The sequence below is a fragment of the Tropicimonas sp. IMCC6043 genome, from assembly GCF_004146235.1.
Classification (GTDB): Bacteria; Pseudomonadota; Alphaproteobacteria; order Rhodobacterales; family Rhodobacteraceae; genus Tropicimonas.
The window spans coordinates 101,956-126,612 of record NZ_SELO01000002.1 but is presented as its reverse complement, the minus strand read 5'-3'; the positions used below and the strand labels follow the sequence as shown (position 1 = coordinate 126,612).

General features: G+C 65.8%; 21 protein-coding genes. 14 read left to right on the top strand and 7 right to left on the bottom strand.

The genetic code is table 11. The features are described from left to right. Window positions 1–196 precede the first annotated feature (196 nt). Both EU800_RS02890 and EU800_RS02885 read left to right on the top strand, forming a co-directional pair. Entirely contained in the window at window positions 197–1,738 is a 1,542-nt protein-coding gene (locus tag EU800_RS02890; protein ID WP_129628378.1) for a hypothetical protein, read from the top strand. 68 nt (window positions 1,739–1,806) lie between these two features. After that, entirely contained in the window at window positions 1,807–2,529 is a 723-nt protein-coding gene (locus EU800_RS02885; protein WP_129628376.1) for a hypothetical protein, read from the top strand. A 291-nt stretch (window positions 2,530–2,820) separates the two neighbouring features. Here EU800_RS02885 and EU800_RS02880 read toward each other — a convergent pair whose 3' ends face one another. Beyond that, complete coding sequence (locus EU800_RS02880; RefSeq protein WP_129628374.1) at window positions 2,821–3,276, bottom strand: RpiB/LacA/LacB family sugar-phosphate isomerase; 456 nt, start codon at window positions 3,274–3,276, stop codon at window positions 2,821–2,823. Window positions 3,277–3,658: 382 nt separating this feature from the next. Here EU800_RS02880 and fsa point away from each other — a divergent pair, with 382 nt between their 5' ends. From fsa to oiaX, 7 genes are all read left to right on the top strand, one after another. Then, window positions 3,659–4,312 carry a fructose-6-phosphate aldolase gene (fsa, locus tag EU800_RS02875; RefSeq protein ID WP_129628372.1) on the top strand — a complete coding sequence of 218 codons (654 nt, stop codon included), beginning with the start codon at window positions 3,659–3,661 and terminating at the stop codon, window positions 4,310–4,312. A gap of 294 nt (window positions 4,313–4,606) precedes the next feature. Continuing rightward, a complete protein-coding gene (gene dhaL, locus EU800_RS02870; protein ID WP_129628370.1) occupies window positions 4,607–5,251 on the top strand; it encodes a dihydroxyacetone kinase subunit DhaL in 645 nt (214 codons plus the stop codon). Between the two features lie 26 nt (window positions 5,252–5,277). Beyond that, a complete protein-coding gene (dhaL, locus tag EU800_RS02865) occupies window positions 5,278–5,928 on the top strand; it encodes a dihydroxyacetone kinase subunit DhaL (protein WP_165354548.1) in 651 nt (216 codons plus the stop codon). Then, window positions 5,928–7,997 (top strand): bifunctional sugar-binding transcriptional regulator/dihydroxyacetone kinase subunit DhaK, encoded by a 2,070-nt coding sequence (locus EU800_RS02860; protein ID WP_129628366.1) that lies wholly within the window; start codon window positions 5,928–5,930, stop codon window positions 7,995–7,997. The genes dhaL (EU800_RS02865) and EU800_RS02860 overlap by 1 nt, the downstream gene beginning before the upstream one ends. A 76-nt stretch (window positions 7,998–8,073) precedes the next feature. Beyond that, window positions 8,074–9,063, top strand: coding sequence for a D-erythronate dehydrogenase (gene denD, locus EU800_RS02855; protein ID WP_129628364.1), 990 nt, complete (start codon window positions 8,074–8,076; stop codon window positions 9,061–9,063). A gap of 4 nt (window positions 9,064–9,067) precedes the next feature. Then, the gene (locus EU800_RS02850) at window positions 9,068–10,000 is read left to right on the top strand and encodes a sugar phosphate isomerase/epimerase (protein WP_129628362.1); all 933 of its coding nucleotides are present in this window, start codon (window positions 9,068–9,070) and stop codon (window positions 9,998–10,000) included. Window positions 10,001–10,289: 289 nt separating this feature from the next. After that, complete coding sequence (oiaX, locus tag EU800_RS02845) at window positions 10,290–11,573, top strand: 3-oxo-isoapionate-4-phosphate decarboxylase OiaX (protein WP_129628360.1); 1,284 nt, start codon at window positions 10,290–10,292, stop codon at window positions 11,571–11,573. Window positions 11,574–11,592: 19 nt separating this feature from the next. On the opposite strand, the gene EU800_RS02840 is transcribed toward oiaX, so the two are convergent. The 3 genes from EU800_RS02840 to EU800_RS02830 all read right to left on the bottom strand — a co-directional run bounded on the left by EU800_RS02840 (window position 11,593) and on the right by EU800_RS02830 (window position 14,157). Beyond that, window positions 11,593–12,015 carry a hypothetical protein gene (locus tag EU800_RS02840; protein WP_129628358.1) on the bottom strand — a complete coding sequence of 141 codons (423 nt, stop codon included), beginning with the start codon at window positions 12,013–12,015 and terminating at the stop codon, window positions 11,593–11,595. Between the two features lie 237 nt (window positions 12,016–12,252). Further along, entirely contained in the window at window positions 12,253–12,783 is a 531-nt protein-coding gene (locus tag EU800_RS02835; protein WP_129628356.1) for a hypothetical protein, read from the bottom strand. A gap of 3 nt (window positions 12,784–12,786) precedes the next feature. Further along, entirely contained in the window at window positions 12,787–14,157 is a 1,371-nt protein-coding gene (locus tag EU800_RS02830; protein WP_129628354.1) for a four-carbon acid sugar kinase family protein, read from the bottom strand. A gap of 94 nt (window positions 14,158–14,251) precedes the next feature. On the opposite strand from EU800_RS02830, the gene EU800_RS02825 reads away from it, so the two are divergent. Further along, window positions 14,252–15,079: a phosphogluconate dehydrogenase C-terminal domain-containing protein gene (locus EU800_RS02825; RefSeq protein WP_129628352.1), complete on the top strand. Its 828-nt coding sequence runs from the start codon at window positions 14,252–14,254 to the stop codon at window positions 15,077–15,079. Between the two features lie 167 nt (window positions 15,080–15,246). On the opposite strand, the gene EU800_RS02820 is transcribed toward EU800_RS02825, so the two are convergent. From EU800_RS02820 to EU800_RS02810, 3 genes are all read right to left on the bottom strand, one after another. Continuing rightward, the gene (locus tag EU800_RS02820; RefSeq protein ID WP_129628351.1) at window positions 15,247–16,338 is read right to left on the bottom strand and encodes a mandelate racemase/muconate lactonizing enzyme family protein; all 1,092 of its coding nucleotides are present in this window, start codon (window positions 16,336–16,338) and stop codon (window positions 15,247–15,249) included. A 93-nt stretch (window positions 16,339–16,431) separates the two neighbouring features. Next, window positions 16,432–17,439, bottom strand: coding sequence for a TRAP transporter substrate-binding protein (locus EU800_RS02815; protein ID WP_129628349.1), 1,008 nt, complete (start codon window positions 17,437–17,439; stop codon window positions 16,432–16,434). Between the two features lie 198 nt (window positions 17,440–17,637). Next, the gene (locus EU800_RS02810; RefSeq protein WP_242500384.1) at window positions 17,638–18,300 is read right to left on the bottom strand and encodes a GntR family transcriptional regulator; all 663 of its coding nucleotides are present in this window, start codon (window positions 18,298–18,300) and stop codon (window positions 17,638–17,640) included. 322 nt (window positions 18,301–18,622) lie between these two features. Between EU800_RS02810 and EU800_RS02805 the strand changes: the two genes are divergently transcribed. The 4 genes from EU800_RS02805 (at window position 18,623) to EU800_RS02790 (ending at window position 24,657) form a co-directional block, all read left to right on the top strand. Further along, window positions 18,623–19,789, top strand: a complete 1,167-nt coding sequence (locus EU800_RS02805) for a mandelate racemase/muconate lactonizing enzyme family protein (RefSeq protein ID WP_129628347.1) — start codon at window positions 18,623–18,625, stop codon at window positions 19,787–19,789. A gap of 12 nt (window positions 19,790–19,801) precedes the next feature. After that, window positions 19,802–20,650 (top strand): TRAP transporter small permease subunit, encoded by an 849-nt coding sequence (locus tag EU800_RS02800; RefSeq protein ID WP_129628345.1) that lies wholly within the window; start codon window positions 19,802–19,804, stop codon window positions 20,648–20,650. Beyond that, window positions 20,650–22,278 (top strand): TRAP transporter large permease subunit, encoded by a 1,629-nt coding sequence (locus EU800_RS02795; RefSeq protein ID WP_129628343.1) that lies wholly within the window; start codon window positions 20,650–20,652, stop codon window positions 22,276–22,278. Before EU800_RS02800 ends, EU800_RS02795 begins: the two co-directional genes overlap by 1 nt. 174 nt (window positions 22,279–22,452) lie before the next feature. Beyond that, window positions 22,453–24,657: a cyclic nucleotide-binding domain-containing protein gene (locus EU800_RS02790; protein WP_129628341.1), complete on the top strand. Its 2,205-nt coding sequence runs from the start codon at window positions 22,453–22,455 to the stop codon at window positions 24,655–24,657.

Sequence of the window (24,657 nt, the reverse complement as noted above, 5' to 3'; positions counted from 1 at the left end):
ATTAATTTTTTAACCAGTTATGTTAAGTATTTGATACATACATTACAGTTCATTGGCGGGTGCGAGGGATGCCTGTTGCCAATGGTGGGTGTGGCAACGGTTCAAGTGTCTCGCCCCTCGCATTCGCTGCATGGCGCTTCGATGCGCCGACAGAAAGCGCACATCGGAGTGTCCCCCCAAAGGGCAGGAGGATGTGATGACCAGACCCAGAAAATCCCAATTGCTTTTCAAGACGTTGCTGTTGGGCAGCGCAGCGACATTTGTATTCGCTGCAGCCCCCGTTGATCTCAGCCAATTCGACCTCTCCTTTGCCAGCGCCGCTGGCAGACAGGGAGACGATTCTGGGGGAAATGGCAGAGGAGGTGCCGGGCGCGCGGAATCGCGCGGCGGATCGTCTGCAACGGATCATGGCGAATCGTCCGATCATGACGAACCGTCCGACCACGGCGGATCGACCGATCGCGGTGGCGCGTCGGGCCGCGGGGATTCATCGGATCGTGGCCGCTCCGGCGGTGGCGAGGATCGTGAATCCAGCCGCGGCAGTTCCCACGACAAGGCGGCAACAGAAAGCGCTCCCAAGGCGCCGGTCTATGTTGCTCCCAGCAAGGCGCCGTCCAGTAAAGGCAAATCCGCAGCAAGGGGCGGCGGCGGAGGGAATGCCCCGGCTCAATCTCTGCGGCCGGTTGTAAGAGAGAGCGACGACGACAGTGACTCCGACCGACCGGAATGGGCCGGCGTCCCGGGCGGCCCGACCACCGGAGGCGGCAAGCCCGACAGCGCGGCGGACAGGAAGGGCGATCTCTTCGGCGACCTCTGGGTGATTGCCCGCTACGACGACGGCACACCGATCCTGATCACCAGCGACGGCATCCTGGTCCGGCTGGTGGACATTGATGGCAGCGACCTGCTCGTGGAAGTCGATGATCTCGGCGACCCGGTGCTTGTCGACGGAGAGCCTGTGGTGATTTCCGGCTCCCCGACCATCTGGGTTCAGCCGGTGGACGCTGACGGCAACCTGATCCCGCTCGACGAGGAGGGCATGCCGATCGACGAAGACCTCGCACAGGAAGTCGAGATCGGCCGGCTGAATGTGGGGCGGTCCCCGTCCCATGTCCTCAGCACGCGCGAGGACGAGGTTGTTGCGGTGCTGAAAGATGCGGACGAGATCACGACCGACGCCGCGGGCAGGCTGGTGCTCACCATCGACGGAGAGGCCAAGACGATCGACTCGCCGCTCGAGAACCTGGCGATCTATGTCGCCCTTCTGACAGAGGGCACGATCCCGGGTGTCGGCGATCTGCCGGGTGATGAGTTCGACTTCCTGATCGACGGTCAGCTCACAGCCGAGGACCTCGCCTACTCGACCGCATTTCTCGCTGCGGCCACTGACAAGTCGGGCGAACTCACCGCCGACCAGATCGCCTATATCGATGCCTTCCTTGGCATTGAGACCGAGACGATCGACAGCGTCACCTATGCCAACATCGACTATTCGGACTTCAGCTATGACCGTTCGGATACCTATGGCGGCGTGATGGTGGATGTCCTTGTCTTCGAGGACGGCGTCTGGGTGGAGAAAAGCGTCGATGTCTATCTCGAAGTTTTCGAGGGAGACGACGTAAGCGGAAGCGGCACTCTCGATGCCTACACGCTCGCAGCCGACGATGCGCGCGCCGTGATCGAGTTTATCCATGAATATGCCATCCCGGAGGACCTGTCTCACTCTGCAACGAACTAGACGCGATTGGTGCCGGCGGCTGCCAGCTGCGCCGCCGGCCCTGGGCAATTTGGAAAAGAGAGGCTGAAATGACCAGAAGTCATCTTTTTGGAACAGTTTCCGGAGCGATATTGGTACTTGCCTTGTTCGTGCCGGGAAGCAACGCGAATGCGCAAACCAACCAAGCCTGCACACGCGACTACGTTCGGGCCGCCATTTCCCAGGGCAAGGAGAACGCCCTGTGCAACTGCGGCGCAATCACTCGGGGCGCCGTGACCTATCTGCAGCGACGGTCGGACTTTCTCGACCTCGTCGACGGGTTCGAGTCGTCCTGCGTGGGTCTTGCGGTTGCCATCACGGATCTGCCGACGGCCTCGCTGAGGTCCGCGCCAGTCCGCGACGGCCGTGACCGGGCCACTGATGAACGTGGCGGCGGTTCGGGTAGAGAGGTTAGTGCCGCACCAACAAGCGCGCCTGCCGCTGCCACGCCAGCCCCGGCTGCGGTCACGCCGACGCCCGTCTCGACCCCAGTTACGGAGCCGACGACCGAGCCCGACCCGACGACCGAGCCTGACCCTACCACTGAGCCCGACCCCACGACCGAGCCTGAAGAGCCAGGTCATGGCGGTGGCCATGACGGCGAGGATCAGGGCCATGGCCAGGGGAAAGGCAAGGGAAACTGCTACGGCCAAGGCAACGGCCAAGGTCACGGCCAGGGCCAAGGCAACAGCCAAGGCCACGATCAGGGGAAGGCGAAGAAAGGCAGTGGTGGTGACGGAGAAGATGGGCACGACCACGAGGAAGCCGCCTGAGCGTTCTTTCCCCGATACGAGCATATCCGGCGCCCGTCTAAACAGATCGCCGGCCGCGGCCCGCTGAGACAGGCCGCGGCCGGCGCGCTTCCGTCAGTGCGTTCAGAGCGGTAGGTCAACGCTCATGAAGGCCCGGGACCGTGTTGGTCGGCCCCTGCCGCCGTCATTCGCCGGACGGCGCAATTCAGCAAGACGCAGTCCCAAGAGCGGGGTCCGCACGATGACGGTACAAGGAAACCGGCGCCTCCTTTCGTACGCGCCGGTCATTTCACCCAGAATGCTCCTCGGAGCTCAGCTTTTGTTGTATTTCGCGTCGACCCTGTTGATCGCGTCGACATTGCCGGCGGAACGGCCTGCCTCGTCGAAGGTAAGCTCGAGGAAGGTGTCGGCGATCTTCTTGGCCAGTTCGACGCCGAGCGTCCGCGCGCCCATCGTGATGACCTGGGCGTTGTTCGACAGGGCCGCGCGCTCGGCGGAATAGCAGTCGTGCAGATGCGCTGCGCGGATGCCAGGCACCTTGTTGGCGGACATGCAGACACCGATCCCGGTGCCGCAGCAGAGGATGGCCTTGTCATAGGTGCCGTCGGCCACTGCAGAGGCAACGCGGTCAGCCATGTCGGCGTAGAATTTCTCCTCGCCTTCCGGGCCTGCGGTGGCCTCGGTCACCTCGTAGCGGTCCTTGAGATATTCGGCGAGCTCGTGGGCGAGGCCCTTGCCGGCGGAATCGCCGGCCACTGCAAGTTTCATTTTCGGTCCTTTCTTCCGGCGGCCGCCCTTCCCTGCGTCGTGCAGGTGGAAGGGCTGAAGGCCGCGGAGTGCGTCATGCGTGCAGGCCGTTTGTAACATCTCATGTGGGAATCACAACCATTTTCCCCGTTCTGTAACGCAATTAATGGGATATTGTGTTGAACACATGTGACGTTTGCGTTAATAGAATGTGGCGAGAGGCGCGACGTGCCAAGGGAATCGGTTGTCACAGGCCACCGCCGGACCCGGCGCCTCGCAGCGGGCAATCCGCCGGTCGTCCGGGGTTGCAGCGCAGCGGACTCGATGGTCTGGAAGGAATGTGGCATCGTATCGGTGCCCTCGTCGCCCGGGTTGGGGCGTTGCTGAGAAGAAAGGAAGCCAGATGAAGTTCTTCGTCGATACTGCCGTGACCGAGGATATCAAGGAACTCAACGATTACGGTCTGCTAGACGGGGTCACCACCAACCCCTCGCTGATCGCCAAGTCGGGACGCGACTTCAAGGAGGTGATCGCCGAGATCTGCGAGATCGTCGACGGCCCGGTCTCCGCCGAGGTTGCCGCGCTTGATTACGAGGGCATGGTGAAGGAAGCCGACGTGCTCGCCGCAATCGCCGACAACGTGGTCGTCAAGCTGCCGCTCACGCTCGACGGGCTCAAGACCTGCCGCTATCTGACCGACAAGGGCGTCAAGACCAATGTCACTCTCTGCTTCTCAGCCAATCAGGCTCTGCTTGCCGCCAAGGCGGGCGCGACCTATATCTCGCCCTTCCTCGGCCGGCTCGACGACATCCATATCGACGGCATGGAACTGATCCGGGAGATCCGGGCGATCTATGACAATTACGGCTACGAGACTCAGATCCTCGCCGCCTCGATTCGCTCGCCCAACCATGTCAAGGAAGCTGCGATCGTCGGTGCCGACGTGGCGACGATTCCGCCGGGCGTCATCAAGAGCCTCGCCAAGCACGTCCTGACCGACAAGGGGCTCGAGCAGTTCTCCAAGGACTGGGCCGCGACCGGGCAGTCCATTCTCTGAGAGCGGCGCCTCTTCCCTCGTGGGCTCCGCACAGGCCGCCGGAACGTAACGTTCCGGCGGCCTTTTCCTTGGGCGTTGGGGGCGTGACATTTCGTTACGGGGCGGGATTGACGGGATGTCCCGCACTTCAGTGAACTGAAATGTATAGCATTTCTCAAAAACTCAAATGTCACCAAGAATTTGACAGATGTCACTCCCGGGTCTAGCGTCAGGCTCGGAACACGCTCGGCGCGGCGGCTTCCTTCGACGGCGTGTCGAAACGCCCGAGCCGCCCGGGGTCAGCAGGAGGATATCATGGAACGCATTGCGAATGCCGGAAATGGCGGCTTGGTTGCCGAACTGGCGGCCGTCATCGTCGAGAACAAGGCATGGCTTTCGGAGATCGACGGCAAGATCGGCGACGGTGACCATGGCGTGAACATGGCCAAGGGGTTCGGTCGAACGGCCGAGCGGCTGGAAGGCGGCGAGAGCCTGGCCGAGGCGCTCTCGGTGCTGTCGGACGTCCTGATGTCGGAGATCGGCGGCTCGATGGGGCCGCTCTACGGGATGATGTTCTCCGGCATGGCCGAGGCGATCGAGGGCGCAGAAGAGATCGACGCCGAGGATTTCGGCGCGATGCTGCAGGCAGGGCTCGACGAGGTGAGAGACATTGGCTCGGCCGAGCCCGGCGACAAGACGCTGCTCGACGCCTATGTGCCGGCGGTCGACGCCTACGGAAAGGCGCTCGCGGCCGGCAGCGGTATGTCGGCGGCGCTCGAGGCGATGTGCGCGGCAGCCGAGGCCGGGCGCGACGCGACCATCGACATGGTGGCGAAGGTCGGCCGGGCGGCGCGGCTCGGCGAGCGCTCGCGCGGGGTACAGGATGCCGGAGCCACCTCCTGTGCGCTGATCCTCTGCGCGCTCGCGAAGGGCACTGCAAGCCGCCTGTCGGACGCGTGAGCGGGCGGCCCGCGGGAGACATGCAAATGGCCGAGGTCGGCGTCGAGGATGTGATGGCGGTGCTGCGCGAGGCGGCGGCGCGGCTGACCGAAGCGACCGAGGAACTCGGCCGCCTCGACGGCGCGATCGGCGACGGCGACCATGGCACCACCATGGCGCGTGGTTTCGCCGCCATTCTGCGGGCCTTGAACGAGGTCGATCCCGCCGCCACCGATCTTACGGCACTTTTCGCGCTCTGTGCCGGAAGCTTCCTAGATGCCGTGGGTGCGACCGCCGGGCCTCTTTATGCGTCGGGTCTCCTGCGCGCGGGTGCCTGGGCCGAGGGGCGCAAGTCGCTTCCGGCGGCGGAAGCGCCGATGCTTCTGGTCGCGCTTGCCGAAGGTATCGGGCAGCGGGGAAAGGCCGCGGCGGGCGACAAGACGATGATGGATGTCTGGCTTCCGGTGGCACAGGCGGCGAGGACCGAACAAGCGCGGGGCACACCGCTCGCCGCGACGCTGGCCGATCTCAAGGAGATCGCAGCGCAATCGGCCGAGGCGACGCGCAGCATGACCGCGTCGCGCGGTCGCGCCGCGCGGCTCGGGGCGCGCAGCCTCGGTCATGTCGACCCCGGCGCAGCCTCCGCAGCGATCCTCGTCGCCGCCTTTGCCGACGTTCTCGCGCTGAGGGCCGGGTGATGCCGCCGCGCAGTTCCTCCGGAAGCGCCCGCGGTGCCGATGCCGGCGCCGGGGTGCCGCTGCGCTTCGGAGACGACCTGCTGCTCTGGGCGAGCTGGCTTTATTACGAAGAAGGGATGACGCAAAGCGACATCGCCCGGATCATCGGTGTCTCGCGAGCGTCCGTCATCTCCTATCTGGCCGATGCGCGAACCCGCGGGATCGTGAATATCTCCATCGAGACGAACAGGTTGCGCGCGCTCTCGGTGGCTCGCAGCCTGTCCGAGCATTTCGGGCTGAAGGATTGCCTGGTCATCCCTAGCACCGGCGGTGAGCGGCCGCTGGTCGAGAGCCTTGGCGCGGCCGGCGCACAGGCGCTGCGTGCGCTCTTCCGCTCCGGCGACACGATCGGGGTGGGCTGGGGCCGCTCGGTACTTGCGGCGGCCAAGGCGCTCTCGACCGAGGCGCTGCAGGATATCCGCGTCGTCCAGGTGACCGGCTCGACCAGCGCACACGTGCCCTATACGCCCGCCGCCTGCGCGACGGCCATGGCCGCGGCTATCGGTGCGGAATGCATTCCGCTCTCAGCGCCGGCGATCGTCTCGACCCCCGAGCTGCGCGACCTGCTCTGCCGCGAAAGCCCGGTACGCGAGCAACTCGCCTGCCTCGCCGAACTCAACCGGATCGTCCTTGGCATCGCTTCGATGCGGCCGAGTTCGACCCTGCATGCCTCGGGCCTGCTAAAGGACGGTCCGATGTTCCGGGACGCCTATGCCGGTGCGGTGGGTGAGATTGCTGGCCATTTCGTCGACGCGCGCGGTCTGCCGGTCTCCGGTCCGCTTGAGGCGCGGATGATCGGCATCACGCTCGAGGATCTCGCCCGCGTGCCGCAGCGGATCGCCATTGCCGGCGGGGTCGACAAGGTCCCCGCGATCCTTGCGGCTCTGCGCGGCGGCCATGCCAACGTGCTGGTGACTGACGCTGCGACAGGGGCAGGGATCCTGCATGCCGAGGGCCTTTCCGTGCCGCAGGTTCGGCCCGGCCAGGAAACCGTCGCGGGACTGCCCGTGCGGACCCGCGTGAAGAAATTCCTCAATGCGCCCGACGAGGCGGTCGACGAGGCGCTCGAGGGGGCGGTGGCGGACTATGCCGGCTTCCTGCGGCCGGTGCGCGGGTCCAACCGTGCGCTTGTCGCGCTCGACGGGCCTCGCCCGGGCAAGGTCGGCGTGGTGATCGGCGGCGGCGCCGGGCACGACCCCTGCTTCCTCGGCTATGTTGGCCGCGGCATGGCCGATGCCGTGGCAATCGGCAATGTCTTTGCCTCGCCGCCACCGGGGCCGATCCTCGACGCCACCCGCGCCGCCGACGGCGGGGCGGGCGTGCTACACCTCTTCGGAAACTATTCCGGAGATGTGATGAATTTCGAGATGGCTGCGGAGATGGCGGACTCCGGAGGGATCGCGGTCCGGACGCTGGTGACGACCGACGACGTTGCGTCCGCCGGCGAGCGGCAGGCGCGCCGCGGGGTGGCGGGCAATGTCCTCGTCTTCAAGGCGGCGGGGGCGGCGGCGGACCGGATGCTGCCGCTCGTCGAGGTTGCGGCGCTGGCGCGCAAGGCCAACGACCGCAGCTATACGATCGGCGTAGCACTCGAGCCCTGCTCGCTGCCCGAGACGCAGCGGCCACTCTTCGCCATTGGCGCCGGTGAAATGGAGGTGGGTGTCGGCATCCATGGCGAGCCCGGAGTGGCGCGCCAGGCGCTGGAAAACGCCGACGACACCGCCGACCTGGTGGTGGATCGGATCCTCACCGCCATGGACCCGAAGCAGGGCGACGAAGTGGCGCTGCTCCTCAACTCGCTTGGGGCGACGCCGCTGATGGAGCTGCACATCATCGGCCGCCGGGTGCGCCAACGGCTCAAGGCGCGCGGCGTCGTCGTGGCCAGAAGCTGGGCCGGTCACTACTGCACCTCGCTCGACATGGTCGGCATGTCGGTGACGATGATGCATCTCGACGCGGAGCTGAAAGGGCTGCTCGACCATCCCTGCCACACGCCGGCCTTCCGGGTCGCGCCGGTGGCTACGGGATGAAATGGAATCGCTCCGGCGCGGCCGGGGTGCGAACGAAACGGCGCCCGCCGGGCGCGCAGGACAAGGGAGTGACGAGATGAAGGTATTGGTGATCGGCGCGGCCGGAATGGTCGGCCGCAAGCTGCTGGAAAAGGTGGCCGCCGAGCCCGGCGTGCTCGGAGGGCAGATCGACAGCCTGACCCTCGTCGATGTCTTTGCACCCGAGGCGCCTGCGGCGCTCGCAGGGGTGTCGAGCTCGAAAACGGTCGACCTTTCCGAGCCGGGCGCTGCCGCGGCTCTGGCCGCCGAGCGGCCCGACCTCGTGATCCACCTGGCCGCCGTCGTCTCAGGCGAGGCCGAGGCCGATTTCGACAAGGGCTACCGCGTCAACCTCGATGGCACGCGGGCGCTGTTCGACGCGATCCGCGCCGAGGGGCTGAAGGCGCCCTATTGCCCGCGGATGGTCTTCGCCTCTTCGGTCGCTGTCTTCGGCGCGCCCTTCCCGCCGTCGATCCCGGACGATTTCTTCTGCACGCCGCTCACCAGCTACGGCACCCAGAAGGCGATCTGCGAGCTACTGCTGGCTGATTATTCGCGCCGCGGCATCTTCGATGGCGTCGGCATCCGGCTTCCGACCATCTGTGTCCGGCCCGGAAAACCCAACGCCGCGGCCTCGGGCTTCTTCTCCAACATCCTGCGCGAACCGCTGGCAGGCCAGGAAGCGGTGCTGCCGGTCGACGAAAGCGTGCGCCACTGGTTCGCCAGCCCCCGCTCCGCGGTGGGCTTCTTCACGCATGCCGCGACGATGGACACGTCGAAGATCGGTCCGCGTCGCAATCTGTCGATGCCGGGCCTCTCGGCCACGGTCGGCGAGCAGATCGCTGCGCTGGAACGGGTCGCCGGACCCAAGGTCGCGGCGCTGATCAAGCGCGTTCCTGACGAGACCATTCGGGGCATCGTCGGCGGCTGGGCACAGCGCTTCGACGGCACCCGTGCGCGCGAGCTCGGCTTCACCGCCGAGAGCAGTTTTGACGAAATCATCCGCATCCATATCGATGACGAGCTGGGCGGAAAAATCGGAGGCTAATACCATGTCGAAATACAAATGGACCCGGGACAACTGGCCGATCGCCTGTGCGATGATCCCGTTCGCGCCAACGCTGCCCGATGGCAGCCTGGTGCAGGACGCGCCGGCCGAAGTCTGGGCCGAAACGCTCGCGCAAGTGGCCGACGAAGGCTTCACGGAGCTCGACCCGACCGACAGCTGGATGCGGGTGGCCGATCTCGAGAAGCCGCGCCTCGAGGAGTTCAAGGCGGTTGTGAAGGAAGCCGGGCTGACGATCCCGGCGATGTCGACCTCGCGCAAATGCGTGATCGACCCGGTCGAGGGTGACGCGATGCTGGCTTATTGCCACCGCTTCCTCGACACTGCCGCCGATCTCGGCGCCGAGGAGGTCGCGTTCGGCTTCTTCGGGCCGTTCACCGAGGCGCAGAAGCAGGTGCTCTGGTTCTGGCTGGCCGAAGGATACAAGAACCCCGATGATCCGGAGACCTGGAAGCTGGCCGTCGACCGCATCCGCGAACTGGCCGATCACGCCAAGGAGGTCGGCATTTCCATCGCCATGGAAATGTATGAAGACACCTACATGGGCACGCCTGAGAGCGCGGTGCGCTTCGTGACGGACGTGGATCGCGACAATGTCGGTATCTGTGCCGATATCGGCAACCTCGTGCGCCTGCACCGGCCGATGCCAAAATGGGACGTCATGATGGCCGAAGTCGCGCCCTTCATGAAATACTGGCACGTCAAGAACTACATCCGTGACGAGGACCCGGCGACGGGTGCGATTTCCTCCGCTCCGGTGCCGATCGAATTCGGTATCATCAACTACCGCGAGGCGATCCGCATGGCGTTGGCCGAAGGCTTCGCCAGCCCGATCCTGCTTGAGAGCTATGGCGGCGACGGACTGTCGGTCTGCGGCAAGAACCTCCAGACCCTGCGCCGCATCCTGCCGCGCGCCTGACTGCATTGAGAACGGATCCGCCGTCCCGGAGGGGCGGCGGATTTTCTTCGGCAAGGGCGGCTCGACCTGAACAGCCCCGGTGCTTGCCGCGATCCGCGCACGGCTCCGGGCGAAGACCCCGTCCGGGCGCAGGCACCGCAAACTCCCAACGACGCACTCACCAACCTCGGCGCGATGTTCGCGAAGGCCGTGGGCCTCGGCACGCTCGTTTCCGTCGACTCGGACGGAGCGTGACAGCGCTACTCCAAGTGGTATAATGAGCACGCCTAATTTGGACGAGGAGAGACCCATGCAAAGCCGCGCGCCCAGGCACGAGATACGCGTCACCTACCGGCTGGAAGTGCCGGCAGTGGCCGGGGCGAGCCTCGAGGCGATGGCGGCAAAGATCGCGTCTGACCAGTCAACCGGGACCTTTACCGAGCTTCCCGGAGAGACGGCGGAGGTCAAGGCGCGCTGTGCCGCCCGCGTGGTCGGGCTGACCGAGCTGGAGTCGGCAGAGACGCCCGGCTTCCCGCGTCCGGGCGACCCCGACGGCACGCGCTACCTTCGCGGCGATGCAGTGATCGCATATCCGTTGGAAGCAGTCGGCACCGATATCGCCGCGCTGATGACGATCACCGTGGGCGGGGTCTATTCGGCGCGCGGGCTCTCGGGCGTCCGCGTCATGGATTTCGACCTGCCGCCGGAATGGGCTTGCCACCCCGGCCCGCAATTCGGCATCTCCGGCTCGCGGGCGCTGATGGGTGTGCCTGCAGGGCCGATGATCGCCTCGATCATCAAGCCGGCGCTCGGGCTGACACCGGCGGAGACGGCGGAGGTGATCGGCCAGCTCTGCGCAGCAGGCGTGGATTTCATAAAAGATGACGAGAAGCTGATGTCGCCGGGCTATTCGCCGCTCGAAGAGCGGGTCGCGGCGATCATGCCGGTGATCGACGCGCATGAGCAGAAATCGGGCAAGCGCGTCCTCTACGCCTTCGGCATCTCCTCGGCTGATCCGGACCAGATGATGCGCAACCACGACATCGTTCATGCCGCCGGCGGGCGGGCCGCGGTGATCAACATCAATTCGGTGGGCTACGGCGGGATGAGTTTCCTGCGCAAGCGCTCGGCGCTCTGCCTCCACGCGCACCGGAACGGCTGGGACATCCTGACCCGCCACCCGGCGCTTGGAATGGAATTCCGCGCCTATCAGAAGATCTGGCGCCTGCTCGGAGTTGACCAGTTCCAGGTCAACGGGATCGCTGCGAAGTATTGGGAGCCGGACGAGAGCTTTGTCCGGAGCTTCGACGATTGCCTGACGCCGATTTTCTCGGAGGCCGATCGAGCGCTGCCGGTGGTCTGTTCCGGTCAGTGGGGCGGGCAGGCACCGGAGACCTACGCGCGGACGGGGCGACGGCTCGACCTGATGTATCTCGGCGGGGGCGGCATCCACGGCCACCCGATGGGGCCGGCGGCCGGAGTGACGGCGATCCGGCAGGCCTGGGAGGCGGCGGAGCGGGGCATTCCGCTCGCCGAATTCGGCGAAAGCCATCCGGAGCTGGCGGCGTCGCTGGCGAAATTCGGCAAGGGCTAGAGCGGTCCCCGCCGGAGCGTCAGGGCGTCGTGAGGCGGCCGATCCTCGGCGCGAACCGCCGCGCGGACAGTGCTGCGGCGGCGGTGGCGGCGAACAGGGCCATTGTGACGTCGGTCGACCCGAAACGGTTTACCAGCGCACCGCAGAGCAGCACCAGCGCGGCCGCGGCGAGATAGGTAATCGCCGCATAGGCCGAGGCGAGGCGCCCCTGTCCGGCAGGCGAAGCGCCGCGCGTGAGCAGCACCAGCGCACAGCGGAAGGACAGGCCGGCGCCCGCCCCGGCGACAAGGCAGCCGAGCGCCGCGGCGAAGTCACTGAGGAGGGCGCCGCCCGCGAGGGTGGCTGCGATGCCGAGGGCCAGCGCGGTCATGCCACTGGCGGCCGGGAAAGCCCGAGCGAGCGCGGCGCTCGAGAGCTGCGCGGCGAGCGAGCCGAGCAGCATGAGTGGGACGGCGAGCGCCTGCGCGCGGGGCAGGCCGCAATCGAAAAACCAGGTCGGCAGGAAGACGATGTAGATCGAGATCGCGCACCAGGAGATGCAGCCGGAGAGGAGCTCTCGCCAGTGCCGCAGCAGGGCGGGGCGGAGCGGGGGGAGCGTCCCGGTCGGAACATGGATGGCGGCCCGGTTGGCGTCCGCGCGCAGTCTCAGGATGACAAGGAGCGGCAGTGCGACCGCGAGTCAAACGCCGGCGTGGATCTCGAAGCTGATGCTGATGGCGCGGGCGCCCGCCAGGTGCAGCACGGCCTGTGCCGCCGCGGTGCCGAGGATCGCCCCGGCGAGGTTGCCGGTTGCGGTGAGCGCCCGACCGCGGTTGCCGACCACCGCGACGACAAGCGCCGCCGCCGCGCCAGTGCCGATGCCGCTGGAGACCCCTTGGAGTGCGCGTCCGGCCAAGATGCCAGGCGCCGTTCCGGTGGAAAGCGCGAGGTCAGCCAGCAGGGCGACTGCGAGCGCGGCGACGAGAACGCTCGGGGCATAGCGCACGAGTTTGGGGCCGGACGCGACGGCGAGCGTCGCCACCAGCAGGCTGACATAGGCGACGAAGGTGAGCGTGACGGTGAGGGGGGAGAAGCCGAGCATGTCGCGATAGAGCGGCAGCAGTGGCGTCGTCGTGTTTGTGCCCGCCAGGAGCAGCATGAAGGACGCGGCGGCGAGCGCTGCCTGGAGCTTCCCGAGTGCGCCGCGTCCTGGGGCTAGGGCGGCCACCATCGCCTAGCGCGGCCCGCCACCGCTGCGGACCCAGTCGAAGAAGTCCTCCGACCCCATCTGCCCGCCCTTGAGCGCGATTTCCAGCCCGTCGTGATCTGACTCGCCATAGCCCGTGCAGATCGCCGCGCCGGGAATGGTTGGTGCGCGGGCGACAAGGGCCTGCAGGCCGAGCCGGGCCATGCCGTAGCCCGAGGTGTCGCCGCCCGAGATTACCGCGCGGCGAATGCCGCTCTCCCGGAGGATGCCGTCGAGGATGCGGCCAAGCGCGTCGCCGATCCGTGCATTGGCCTCGGCCGGGTCGACCGAGGAGCTGGACAGTGCCGCGCGGAATGCAGCGACGGCCGGATCGTCGGGGCCGCTGGCCGAGTGGACGAGCGGGCTTGCGCCCCGCGCGGCGGCGGCCACGCCCTCGGCGATCAAGCGGTGGATCTCGGCCTCGCGGTCTTCCTCGGGGCCGCACGCGCAGGTCGCCGGGAAGGCCAGGAGCGCGAAACCGTTGGCGCCAGCATGGGCGAGTTGGCGGGCGGTGCTGAGCGAGACCGAGCCGGAGACGGCGGCGATCCGGTCGACCGCGCCGGCGCCGCCGGCGGGAACAGCGGGCGCGAGCCGGCCACTGGCGATCCAGTGGCGCACCAAGGCGTATTCCACCCCCTGGCTGCCGACGACGAACCGCAGGCGGTCGCGGTTCTCCCACAGCAGCCGGCCGGCGGCGGTCTCGGACGCTTCTTCCATGGAATCGATGGAGAGGATGCGGGCGCCGGCCGCCAGCGCCGTTTCCAGCGCTTCCTGCGGATCACCCGCCAGCATCTCGAGGTCGATCAAGGCGGAGGGCAGGTCGGTCTGCCGGGCGAGGTGGACCAGAAGGTCGGCCTCGTCCATCGGCGTGACCGGGTGGCGCGCCATCACAGGATGACGGTCGAGGCGAAAGACGCCATCGAAAGTGCCGGCGAAGAGATGCCCGAACGCCTGGTAGCGGCGCATCTGCGGGGCGGCGGTTATCATCGGAACGGCGTCGCTCGGTCGGAGGGCGAGGGCGGTCTCGATCGCCTTTCCGATGGAGCCGGATTCGGGCGAGGAATCGAAGGTCGAGCAGACCTTGTAATGCAGGATCGGCGCACCGAGTCCGTCGAGCCAGTTCAACGGCGCGGGCAGGTTCTCCGCCATCCAGTCGGGTGACTTCGAGCGCGCGGTCGAGGCGATGCCGATGGCGCGGGCATCGGCGAAGCGTTCCCTGAGCGAGTCCGACGGAATGGAGGTGAAAAGCACGGTCGGGATGCTGGCGAAGGCCAGAACCTCCATGACGGCGGCCGAGCCGGTGAAATCGTCGCCATACCAGGTGAGCCAGGGCGCGGCCCCTGCGGCGTCTTTCGACATGGAATCCTCTCCTTCGCACTTGACTCTGTCGTCATGATATTATCTCATCATACCAGTTTGACAAGATGCCTCAGAACCTATGGAGGAGCGCAAGATGACCACGATTGCCCTGTTCGGCGCGGGCGGGAAGATGGGAATTCGGCTCGGCCGGAACCTGGCCAAGACCGATTTCGAGACCCGCCATGTCGAGGTCTCCGACGCCGGGCTCAAGCGGCTGAAAGAGGAGATCGGCGCCGAGGCGGTCCCAGCAGACGCGGCGATCGACGGTGCCGACGTGGTGATCCTCGCGATTCCGGACACGGTGATCGGCAAGGTCGCCAAGGACCTGATCCCGCAACTCGCGCCCGGCACGATGGTCGTCATCCTCGACGCCGCGGCGCCCTATGCCGGCTACCTGCCCGAGCGCGCGGACATCACCTATTTCATCACCCATCCCTGCCACCCGGTGATCTTCAACTATTCCGAGACCCAGGAAGCGCTGCACGACCATTTCGGCGGCATCGCCGCGCCGCAGGGCGTCGTGAACGCATTGATGCAGGGACCGGAGGAGCATTATGCGATGGGCGATGCCGTCGCTCGGGCGATCTACGCGCCGGTCCGCGACACTTATCGCTGCACGGTCGAGCAGATGGCCTATCTCGAGCCCGGCCTCTCCGAGACCGTCTGTGCATCGCTGCTGACGGTGATGAAACAGGCGATGGACGAAGTGGTGAAGACCGGCGTCTCCGAGGCCTGCGCCCGCGATTTCCTGCTTGGGCACATGAACATCCTCGGAGCGGTGATCTTCGGCGAGGTTGAGGGCGTCTTCTCCGATGCCTGCAACAAGGCCATCGAGTTCGGCGTGCCGACGCTGATGAAGGACGACTGGAAGAAGGTCTTCGAGAAGCAGGAGATCCTCGACAGCGTCAAGCGGATCACCTGAGCCTTGCAGCATGACCGGCAGGCGGCCTCTCCCGCCTGCCATGGCGGTCTCGCGGCGGGGTATCCCTCCCCACACGCCGCACCGGCACCGGCCCGGAGGCCTCCGGGCCGGTGCATGTCTGTTCCGGCATAGCGGGGGCGGACGAGTCCATCCGGCCAGGCCAGGTCTCATCCCGCCTCGTGCGGTGCGAGCTTCTCCCAATCGAACTCAACGCCGATGCCCGGAACGTCCGGAGCCACCGCCTTGCCGCCTTCGATCACCAGCGGGCGGGTGGTGTACTCATCCACGGGAAAGGAATGGACCTCCAGCCAGCCGGCATTCGGCTGCGCGGAGACGAGGCTCACCTGAAGCTCCTGCATGCCGTGGCTGCAGACCTCGATACCCGCCTTGCGGCTCATCTCGGCGACCTTCAGCCATGCAGTGATGCCGCCGCAGGTGCCGGCGTCGGGCATGATGTAGCTCAGTTTCGACTGTGCAAAGGCGGTTTCGAACTCGATCATCGTGTGCAGATTCTCGCCCGCGGCGAGCGGGTGGCCGGTGGCTTCGGCAATGCGGCCGTAGCCCGCGTAATCGTCAGGGATGATCGGCTCCTCGAACCAGATGAGGTCGAAGGGCTTGAACGCCTCGGCCGCGGCGATGCCCTCCTCGACACTCATCGAGAAGTTGGCGTCGACCATGAAACCGGCCTCGGGGCCGATGAGGTCGCGGACCGCGCGGACACGGTCGACGTCCTCTTCGAGCGTCGGCTGGCCGACCTTGATCTTCACCGCGGTCATGCCACGGTCGAGGTAGCCCTGGATGTTCTTCAGGAGCTTGGGAAGCGGAAAGTTGAGGTCGATCCCGCCGCCGTAGCAGCGGCAGCGGTCGGAGGTGCCGCCGGCCATCTTCAGGAGGGACTCGCCGCGCGCCTTGCCGCGCAGGTCCCAGAGCGCGATATCGAGCGCGGCGATTGCGAAGGAGGCGACGCCACCGCGGCCGACATAGTGGACATACCACTGCATCCCGTCCCAGAGCTCTTCCACCGGATCGGCCTCACGTCCGATGAGCCAGGGGCCAAGATCGTGCTCGATCATCGCCTCGATGGCATGGCCGCCACGGCCGCCGGTCACGGTATAGCCGGTGCCGGTGGCGCCGCCCTCCAGCGTCACCGTCGCGGTGATCAGCTCGAAATGGGTGTGGTTGCCGTGCTTTGCGTCAACGAGCAGCTCGGCGAGCGGCACGTTGAAGAGGCGGGTCCGGACGGACTCGATCCTGGGCATTCTTCCTCCCACCCGGAACTTCCCGGGAACATGACTGTCTTTCACGAAAACACCCCCGGCGCGTGGCCGGGGGTGCAGGGGGCAACCGAGAGATTACTCCAGGCCGATGCGGGCAATGAAGTCCTTGTGGCTCTGGACCATCTTGGCCGCTTCGGGGGTCTTGGCAGCCCATTCGTCCCAGGACGCCTTGGCGCCATCGCGGAACTTGGCGCGGTCTTCGGCCGACCAGTCATAGGTGGTCACGCCGATTTCATGCAGCTTGCCGAGCGCTTCGCCGTTTTCGATCATGGTCTTCATCACATAGTCGACCATGAGGTTCTTGTGGGCCATCTCGATGATCTTCTGCTGCGCAGGGGTCAGGCTCTCCCAGATATCGGTGCGGCAGGCCAGGCTGTCGGAGGACATCGAGTGGAAGCCCGGATAGGTGGTGTGCTTGGCGATGTCGTAGATGCCCATCGAGGTATTCACGGCGAGCGAAGAGGCATCGGCACCGTCCACGATACCGGTTTCAAGCGCGGTGAAGACCTCGGTGAAGTCCATCACGACGGGCTTGGCGCCGAGCTTCTGGAAGATCTCGGTTTCCATGCCCGGGGGCGAGCGGAACTTGAAGTTGCCGAGCGCGTCAATGCCGGGCAGCGGCTTGGTGGAGACGAGCGATTCCTGGCCGCCGACCTGGGCGCCGATGAAGGTCATGCCATAGGGGTTGTAGAGCTCGTTGACGGCTTCCTTGCCGCCGCCGAAGTTGATCCAGGCGAGATACTGGAGCGGGGTGTCATAGCCGCCCATCGTGTCCGCGACGAACTGGAAGGCTGGGTTCTTGCCGGTCTGGTAGGAGCCGTTGGTCATGTCGCAATCGAGGATGCCGGTGGCGGCAGCGTCGAAGGTCTCGGCCGATTTCACGACGGCGGCGGAGTAGAACATTTCGATCGCGATCGAGCCTTCCGACATCGTCTCGATGTTCTCGACGAATTGCGCCAGCAGCTTGCCTTGGGTCGATTCGGGGGACTGGTGGCTCTGGATGCGCAGCGTGACGTCGGCGGCGCCGGCGGCGGTCGCCGCGAGGCCGAGCGCGATGGCAGTGGTGACTGCAAGCTTGGACATGGTTTTCACCTGAGTTTCCTTTCGTGGTGATTTGGAACGTGCAGGTGCCCGGCCACGTCTGGACCGGACTCCTCCCTCGGCCCACTCCGGGCCGGATGATGCCTGCGCGATGCTGTCGCAGACTCGGTTCCGATCCTGTCGCGTGGGCTCCCCCGCCCGTGCAGTTGGATCGGAAATGGCGTGATCGGGGTGCGCAATTCAGGTCGCCTCCCCGGTCGGGACGCTGGCCGGGTCGACCAGGTTCTGTATCAGATGGTCGTGGATCCGCGTGCGGAGCAGCGCCTCGTCTTTGCTCAGCGCCGCGTCGACGATCGCCTTGTGCTGTTCGATGTTTTGCGGCACGGCGTAGAACTGCCGGTCGCTGGTGATGAGTTGCTGACGGAACCGGTAGAAGACGTTGAGATGGGTCTCCCTGAGGACTTCGTTGCCGCAGGCCGAAATGAGAGTGCGGTGGAACTCCAGCTCGCTACGGACCCAGAGCGCAAGTAGCTCCCGGGACGGTTGACCGGCGCGGACGCGCGACTCGATATGGCTTAGAGCGTGATGTGCCGCTGATAACTGCGCCTCCCATTCGACGCCGCCGAGTCGGGTCGAGAGGCAGGCGCCCTCGCATTCGAGAAGGATGCGGAAGGTCGTCAGGTCGTTCTGAAGCACCGGCGACTGGCTGGTCAGGCGGAATCCGCGCTGTTCCTGAAAATCAACGAGGCAGACGGTCGAGAGGCGGAAAAGGATTTCGCGCATGGTCGAGGCCGAGACGCCGTAATCCGAGCGCAGATCCTCCGCACGCAGCCTCTGGCCGGGAGCGAACTCTCCACTGACGACACGGTCCCGCATCTGTTCGAAAAGGCTCTCGCTCTCCACCGTACTCCTCCCAGATCGTTCCAAAACCGCTCTCTGAGTCGAGAATCTTGTTATTCGACATAATCTCGGGATTTTGGCCAATTTCAATCTTTTTCTTGCAACCCTGAGGTTCGGGGGATAACTTTGGTTTTCAAGAGGGCCAGCGGCGTGTCGCGCGAATGGCCCCGAGCGCCTTTCGGCAAGCAATGGAGGAGCGTGTGACGCTGAGGGTCAGACCTTTACGGACGGCTTCGAAGCTAGGCCCGTTCCCGGTATCGATACCAGCCGGGAGTCGTCGAGCGCCTCGACAACGTTGAGGTGAGGGCGTGACGAGGAGGGGGTCATGAAGGTCACATCCGTTCGGAGCCACGTGCTCGGCTATGACATGCCGGAGCTTCTTGGCTACTCGCAGCAATATTACGCCCGCCGGAGCGCCCATCTCGTCGAGATCGAAACCGACGAGGGACTCACTGGCTGGGGCGAATGCTTCGGGCCAGGTCCAGTGGCACTGGCCAACAAGGGTATCGTCGAGGGCGTGATCGCACCGCTGGTGATCGGCTCCGACCCGCTCGACCGAGACGTGATCTGGCACCGCGCCTACAACATGATGCGCGACCACGGCCAGAAGGGGATGCCGCTACAAGCGCTTTCGGGCGTCGATATCGCGCTCTGGGACATCGCGGGCAAGGTCGCGGGCCTGCCTCTTCACAAGCTCATCGGCGGGGCGCATCGCGACAGTGTCAGCGCCTATGGCTACGGAATGATGCTGCGCCCAGAACCGGCCGTCGAACTCGCGGCGCGGTTCACCGACGAGGCGGAGGCGATCCGTGAGATGGGCTTCGCCGCCACAAAGATGAAGATTGGTCTCGGGCCGAAGGACGATATCCGGCTTGCCGAGGCGGTGCGCCGCGGCATCGGCGACGACTTCCCCTTCATGGCCGACGCCAACCACGCCTACACGACCGCGGACGCCTTCGAGGTCGGACGCGGGCTGGAGGACCTCGGCGCGTACTGGTTCGAGGAGCCGGTGGCGCCTGAGGATCTCGAGGGCTATGCCGAGTTGCGTGCACGCCTCAAGGTCAACATTTCCGGCGGTGAGGCGGAGTTCACCCGCTGGGGCTGGCGGCGGCTCCTCGAAGCGCGCGGACTCGACATCGCCCAGCCCGAGGTCTGCGCCCTCGGTGGGATCTCGGAATACCTGCGCGTTCTGGCGCTCTGCCATGCCCATTTCACGCCGGTCGTGAACCATGTCTGGGGCTCGGCGATCTCGGTTGCCACCAACCTGCACCTGCTGGCTGCCATGCCGCCCCTGCCGGGCGGCCTGTTCCCCTGGGAACCGATGCTCGAGTTCGACACGACCGACAACAAGTTCCGTGACGAGCTTCTGACGGAACCTCTGGACATCCAGGGACAGCTCAGACGCAACCATGGCCGGGTTCGGATCCCCGGTGGTCCGGGCCTCGGCGTCGAGCCCGACCGCGACTTCATCCGCCAGTACAAGATCGCCTGAGGAGGAGGAGACATGAACGAATCAACTGGCGGCATCCGGGAATGGATCATTCCCGCCGCCTTCCTGTTCTGCACGGGGTGGGTGGTCTGGCAGATGCCTGCCTTCATCCTCGACATATACCCGCCCAAGGAGCAGAGCCTCGTGGATGTCATGGGCCAGCTCTATGAGGAGAAGGACATCTGGCCCGGGCTGCCCGGGCTCTTTGGCGGTCACGCCGATATCGTCGACTGGCTGATGCTGGTCATGGTGCCGATCCTCTTCATCATCGGCTGCCTGACGGTGAAGGTGGCGCATTCGGAGTTCCAGAAATGGCGCCGCGTCGACCGTCCGACGCTGTTCGTTGGCCGTGTCACGATGATCATCATCATCACCATGACGTCGGTCATGCTCTACGAGGTCTTCATGCGATACGTGCTGGAGAGTCCGACGCTTTGGGCCAACGAATTGTCGCAATGGCTGGCGGGCTTTGTCTTCCTGTGCTCCGGCCTCTACGTGATGCAGCAGCGCGGCCATATCCGCATCTTCCTGCTCTACGACACCCTTCCGCGCAACCTGCAACGCGCCTTCGATACGTTCGGAGTCGTGCTGATCTGCGTTTTCGCCTTCTTCTTCGTCTACGGCAGCTACCAGCAGGTCTTCGTCAACAAGTTCTACAAGTGGGAGATGTTCGGCACCGCCTTCGATCCGCCGATCCCGGCGACGGTCCTGCCGGCGATCCTGATCGTGATGACACTGATCGCAGTTCAGGCGGTCATCAACCTGATCAACGACTGGAACCTCGAAAAGGTCGTCCATAGCGCCGCGGATGACGTCGACGAGGACGAGATCGAAGCTCTCAAACGCAATATCGGAGTCGAGTGATGGACGTCGGCACAATCTCGATAATCCTGGTCCTCGGGCTGGTCGTCCTCCTGGCGATCGGCATGCCGCTGGCCTTTGCCTCGCTGTCGCTGGCCGTGCTGGTGATGATCCTGAAATTCGAGCCGACGCTGGTGCTGAACCCGCTCACCTTCGGTGACGGCATGCTGACCGGACGGCCGGGAACGGGGCCGCTCTATATCCTCACCCAGAAGGTTTTCGGACTTCTGACGGATTACGTGATGATATCGGTGCCGCTCTTCATCTTCATGGCGGCGCTACTGGAACGGTCCGGCGTCGCCCGCGAGATGTACAAGGCACTGGATTACTGGCTCTCCTCGGTGCGCGGCGGCGTCGCGATCGTGACCTCACTGATGGCGGTCATCATGGCCGCGATGTCGGGAATCGTCGGCGGCGAGGTCGTGCTTCTCGGCCTGATCGCACTGCCGCAGATGCTGCGACTGGGCTACAACCAGAACCTCGCCTGCGGCACGATCTGCGCCTCGGGCACCCTGGGAACGATGATCCCGCCCTCGATCGTGCTCATCATGTATGGGCTCATCACCGAGACCTCGATCAAGGCGCTCTTCACCGCCGCCTTTCTGCCGGGCTTCATGCTGGCCTCGATGATCATCCTCTATATCGTCGTGCGCACCCAGATGAATCCCGACCACGCCCCGCTCCCGCCGCGCAAGCCCGGCGACCCGACCGGGTTCCAGAAACTCGGCATGTTCAGCGCCTTTCTTTGCCTGCTGCTGGGCGGCGTCTCCGGCCTGTTGCTGCTTCGCGCGCTGTTTTTCACCGTCACCGGCCAGAACACACATCTGGCCGAAGGGCAGGACGCCATCGTGCTAGGCATGCAGTCTGACCTGCCCTGGCTCGCCGGGTTCATGCTTCTTGGGTTCGCGCTGGCCTTCTTCGCCTTCGGCAGGGAGCGCGCCCGGCTCGGCTGGACACATGGCAAGGGCCTCGTGCCGCCCTTCACCGTCATCGGCGTTGTGCTCGGCTCGATCTATGGCGGGATCACGGGCATCACCGAGGCCGCCGGGATGGGCGCCTTCGCGGTCTTCGTCATTGCACTGCTGCGCGGCGAAGCCTCCGTCGAACTGCTCTGGGACGGCATGATGCGCACCATGCGCTCGACCGGCACGATCCTCTGGGTGACCATCGGCGCCGCGGCGCTGGCGGGTGCCTACACGCTGGCGGGCGGGCCGCGCTACATCGCCGACCTGATCGTGGGCTCGGAGATGCCCACCATGGTGATCCTGCTCACCATGATGCTGATCCTGCTCTTCATGGGCGCCTTCATGGACTGGGTCGGTATCGTTCTGCTGATCATCCCGGTCTTCCTGCCGATCGTGCAACGTGTGCCGATCGACGAGATCGGCTTCTTCGGGCAGCTCGAGCCGGCGCAGGTTTCGATCTGGTTCGGGGTGTTGTTTTGTATGAACATGCAGGTGAGCTTCCTGTCACCACCTTTCGGCCCCGCCGCCTTCTACCTGAAGTCGGTGGCGCCCGAGCACATCTCGCTCACCGACATCTTTCAGGGCTTCCTGCCGTTCATCGGCGTGCAGATCGCGGCCATCTCCGTGCTGCTGATCTGGCCACCAATCGTCACTATCCTGCTCTGACGCGGGCTTCCCCATGCTTGCCGTCATGGCCGGGCGGTCCTCCAACCTCGTGACGCGTCCGTCCGGTTTCCGGGCGGGCGCGTCGAGTTTGAGGGGCAGTGCGCCAACAGGGTGTTGCCGGACCGGGTCAGGGCGGCTAGACCTTGGAAAACGCACCAGAAACGACAAGCCTTTATGACAAGAGCCAACGACCCAGGACGTGCCGAAGCGCTTCTGTCCGCGACCGGTGCGGGGCTGTTGGCAGGGGGGCTCGCGAGTCTCTACGCGGTCTCCTTCGCCCAGATCGTCTTTGCCGGTCCGCTTTCGCCCGCTGTCGGGCAGGGGGTTCGGCTGGCGCTGCTCGGGACGCTGGTCGCCGTGGTCGCGGCGCTCCTGCGGCGCAACTTCACCGGAACGATGTGGCAGGCGCAGGGGATCGTCGTGGTGCTCACGGCGCTCGCCGCAGCCGGGATCGCCGGAGATTCGGCGGGACCGGCCTCGCCGGTGACGGTCGCTTCGGTCTTCGTGCTGCTTGCGCTGATCGCGCTGTCAACCGGCGCCCTCATGCTCGCGATTGGCCTCGCCCGGCTCGGTCAGATCGCCAAGTCCATTCCTTATCCGGTGGTCGGCGGCTTTCTTGCGGCGACCGGCTGGCTGCTGGTGGTCCGAGCGGCGGAGATCGGCCACCAGGGCGGCGCCGGGCTTGTGGCGGCGCTCACGCCCGCGGCCGCGATGCGCTGGCTGCCGCCCTTTATCGTCGCGGCGCTGATGCTCATCGCCGAGAGACGCGTGAAGAGTGCGACCGCGCTTGTTGTCGCCACGCTCGGCCTCACAGTGGCGGTCTATGCCGGCATCGCGGCGATGGGCATGAGTCTTGATGAAGCGCGTGCGGCGGGCCTCCTGCTCGATCTGGCCGACGCGCAGGGCGACGCATGGTCCTGGGCGCTGGCCCCGGGCCATCTCATGGAGGTCGACTGGCAGGCGATCGGAGACCAGTTCCCGCTTATCGGCACTGCGGCCCTGCTCGCCGCGCTCGGGGCGCTCCTGAACCTTTCGGCGATCGAGTTTGCCACCGGCGCGCCGGTCGACATCGACGCCGAGATGCGCGCCGCGGGTGCCGCGAACATGATCTCCGGTTCCTTTGGCGGGTTCGTGGGCTATCAGTCGACCACGCTTACCGAACTAGCCACCGGTATGCACCCCAGGCCGACGCGCCTCGCGCCCGCGGTCGCGACGGGCACCGTCCTCGCCGCGCTGCTCGGTGGTTCGGATCTCCTAGGCCTCTTCCCCCGCAGCCTCTTCGTGATGCTGCTGGCCTATCTCGGTCTCGGTTTCCTGCGCCGGTGGCTGGTGCATGAACGCGCCCGGCTGCCGCGGGGCGACTACCTGATCGTGTTGCTGATCCTCGCAATTACCCTGGCGGCGGGGTTCGTCTGGGCGGTCGGCGCCGGGATTGTGGTCGCCTCGATGCGCTTTACCGTCGCCTATTCGCGCCTGCCGGCGCTGCGCAGCGCAACGAACGGCGCGGTCCGGCTCTCGTCGACCGAACGCTCCGAACGCGCAACACGGGAAATCATCGCGACCGGCGCCGAGCGGCTGATCTTCGAGGTCCAGGGCTACATGTTCTTCGGAACCGCCAACGCGCTTTTCTCCCGGATCGACCGCGATATGGAGAAGAGCCAGCAAATGGGCGAGAGCGTGCGCTACCTCGTGATTGATCTCAGGCGGGTGCAGGGAATCGACGTCTCTGCTCTTTTCATGTTCGACCGCCTGGCCAGGCAGGCGGCGCGGCGCGGCGTGGCGGTGATCTTCGCAGGCCTCTCGTCCGAGGAGGAGGCGCGCCTGTCGAGCGTGATTGAACAGGGCGACGTCCGGTATTTTCCGATTCTCGATCAGGCACTGATCTCGCTCGAGGAGGAGGTGCTGGCCAGTGCGATGGGCGACACGCTGGTCGGCGAGCATTTCCAGAACTTCGGCGCCGGCTTCCGCAGCCTGATGGCGCGGATCGAGGCGACCGGAGCACCGGTCGATTTCCGGGCACATGAGGTGGCCGCGGGCACGCAAATCTTCGAGATGGGCGAGGAGTCGGACAGTCTGGCGGTGCTGGAATCCGGCCGGCTCCATGCCACGCTGTGCGACGGGGACTCCGCCAGCACCCGCGTGGCGACTTTCCTCCCGGGCGCGGTCGTGGGCGAGATGGGCCTTCTGACCGGCGCGCCCCGTACGGCAAACGTGGTGGCCGAGACGGCGGCCCGTGTCCGGATCGTGACCCGCACGGAACTCGAAGCGCTGCGCGTCCACGACCCCGAGCTTGCACTGGAACTCACCGAGCGGATCGCAACGCTGATTGCGCAGCGACTCGCCCGGACCACGGCGCTGCTGCACGCGGTCTCACGCTGA

Bases quoted from the DNA above. Each gene is read 5' to 3' on its own strand.
- EU800_RS02890 (WP_129628378.1), top strand. From the start codon at position 197: ATGACCAGACCCAGAAAATCCCAATTGCTTTTCAAGACGTTGCTGTTG.
- EU800_RS02885 (WP_129628376.1), top strand. From the start codon at position 1,807: ATGACCAGAAGTCATCTTTTTGGAACAGTTTCCGGAGCGATATTGGTA.
- EU800_RS02880 (WP_129628374.1), bottom strand. From the start codon at position 3,276: ATGAAACTTGCAGTGGCCGGCGATTCCGCCGGCAAGGGCCTCGCCCAC.
- fsa (WP_129628372.1), top strand. From the start codon at position 3,659: ATGAAGTTCTTCGTCGATACTGCCGTGACCGAGGATATCAAGGAACTC.
- dhaL (WP_129628370.1), top strand. From the start codon at position 4,607: ATGGAACGCATTGCGAATGCCGGAAATGGCGGCTTGGTTGCCGAACTG.
- dhaL (WP_165354548.1), top strand. From the start codon at position 5,278: ATGGCCGAGGTCGGCGTCGAGGATGTGATGGCGGTGCTGCGCGAGGCG.
- EU800_RS02860 (WP_129628366.1), top strand. From the start codon at position 5,928: ATGCCGCCGCGCAGTTCCTCCGGAAGCGCCCGCGGTGCCGATGCCGGC.
- denD (WP_129628364.1), top strand. From the start codon at position 8,074: ATGAAGGTATTGGTGATCGGCGCGGCCGGAATGGTCGGCCGCAAGCTG.
- EU800_RS02850 (WP_129628362.1), top strand. From the start codon at position 9,068: ATGTCGAAATACAAATGGACCCGGGACAACTGGCCGATCGCCTGTGCG.
- oiaX (WP_129628360.1), top strand. From the start codon at position 10,290: ATGCAAAGCCGCGCGCCCAGGCACGAGATACGCGTCACCTACCGGCTG.
- EU800_RS02840 (WP_129628358.1), bottom strand. From the start codon at position 12,015: ATGCTGCTCGGCTCGCTCGCCGCGCAGCTCTCGAGCGCCGCGCTCGCT.
- EU800_RS02835 (WP_129628356.1), bottom strand. From the start codon at position 12,783: ATGGTGGCCGCCCTAGCCCCAGGACGCGGCGCACTCGGGAAGCTCCAG.
- EU800_RS02830 (WP_129628354.1), bottom strand. From the start codon at position 14,157: ATGTCGAAAGACGCCGCAGGGGCCGCGCCCTGGCTCACCTGGTATGGC.
- EU800_RS02825 (WP_129628352.1), top strand. From the start codon at position 14,252: ATGACCACGATTGCCCTGTTCGGCGCGGGCGGGAAGATGGGAATTCGG.
- EU800_RS02820 (WP_129628351.1), bottom strand. From the start codon at position 16,338: ATGCCCAGGATCGAGTCCGTCCGGACCCGCCTCTTCAACGTGCCGCTC.
- EU800_RS02815 (WP_129628349.1), bottom strand. From the start codon at position 17,439: ATGTCCAAGCTTGCAGTCACCACTGCCATCGCGCTCGGCCTCGCGGCG.
- EU800_RS02805 (WP_129628347.1), top strand. From the start codon at position 18,623: ATGAAGGTCACATCCGTTCGGAGCCACGTGCTCGGCTATGACATGCCG.
- EU800_RS02800 (WP_129628345.1), top strand. From the start codon at position 19,802: ATGAACGAATCAACTGGCGGCATCCGGGAATGGATCATTCCCGCCGCC.
- EU800_RS02795 (WP_129628343.1), top strand. From the start codon at position 20,650: ATGGACGTCGGCACAATCTCGATAATCCTGGTCCTCGGGCTGGTCGTC.
- EU800_RS02790 (WP_129628341.1), top strand. From the start codon at position 22,453: ATGACAAGAGCCAACGACCCAGGACGTGCCGAAGCGCTTCTGTCCGCG.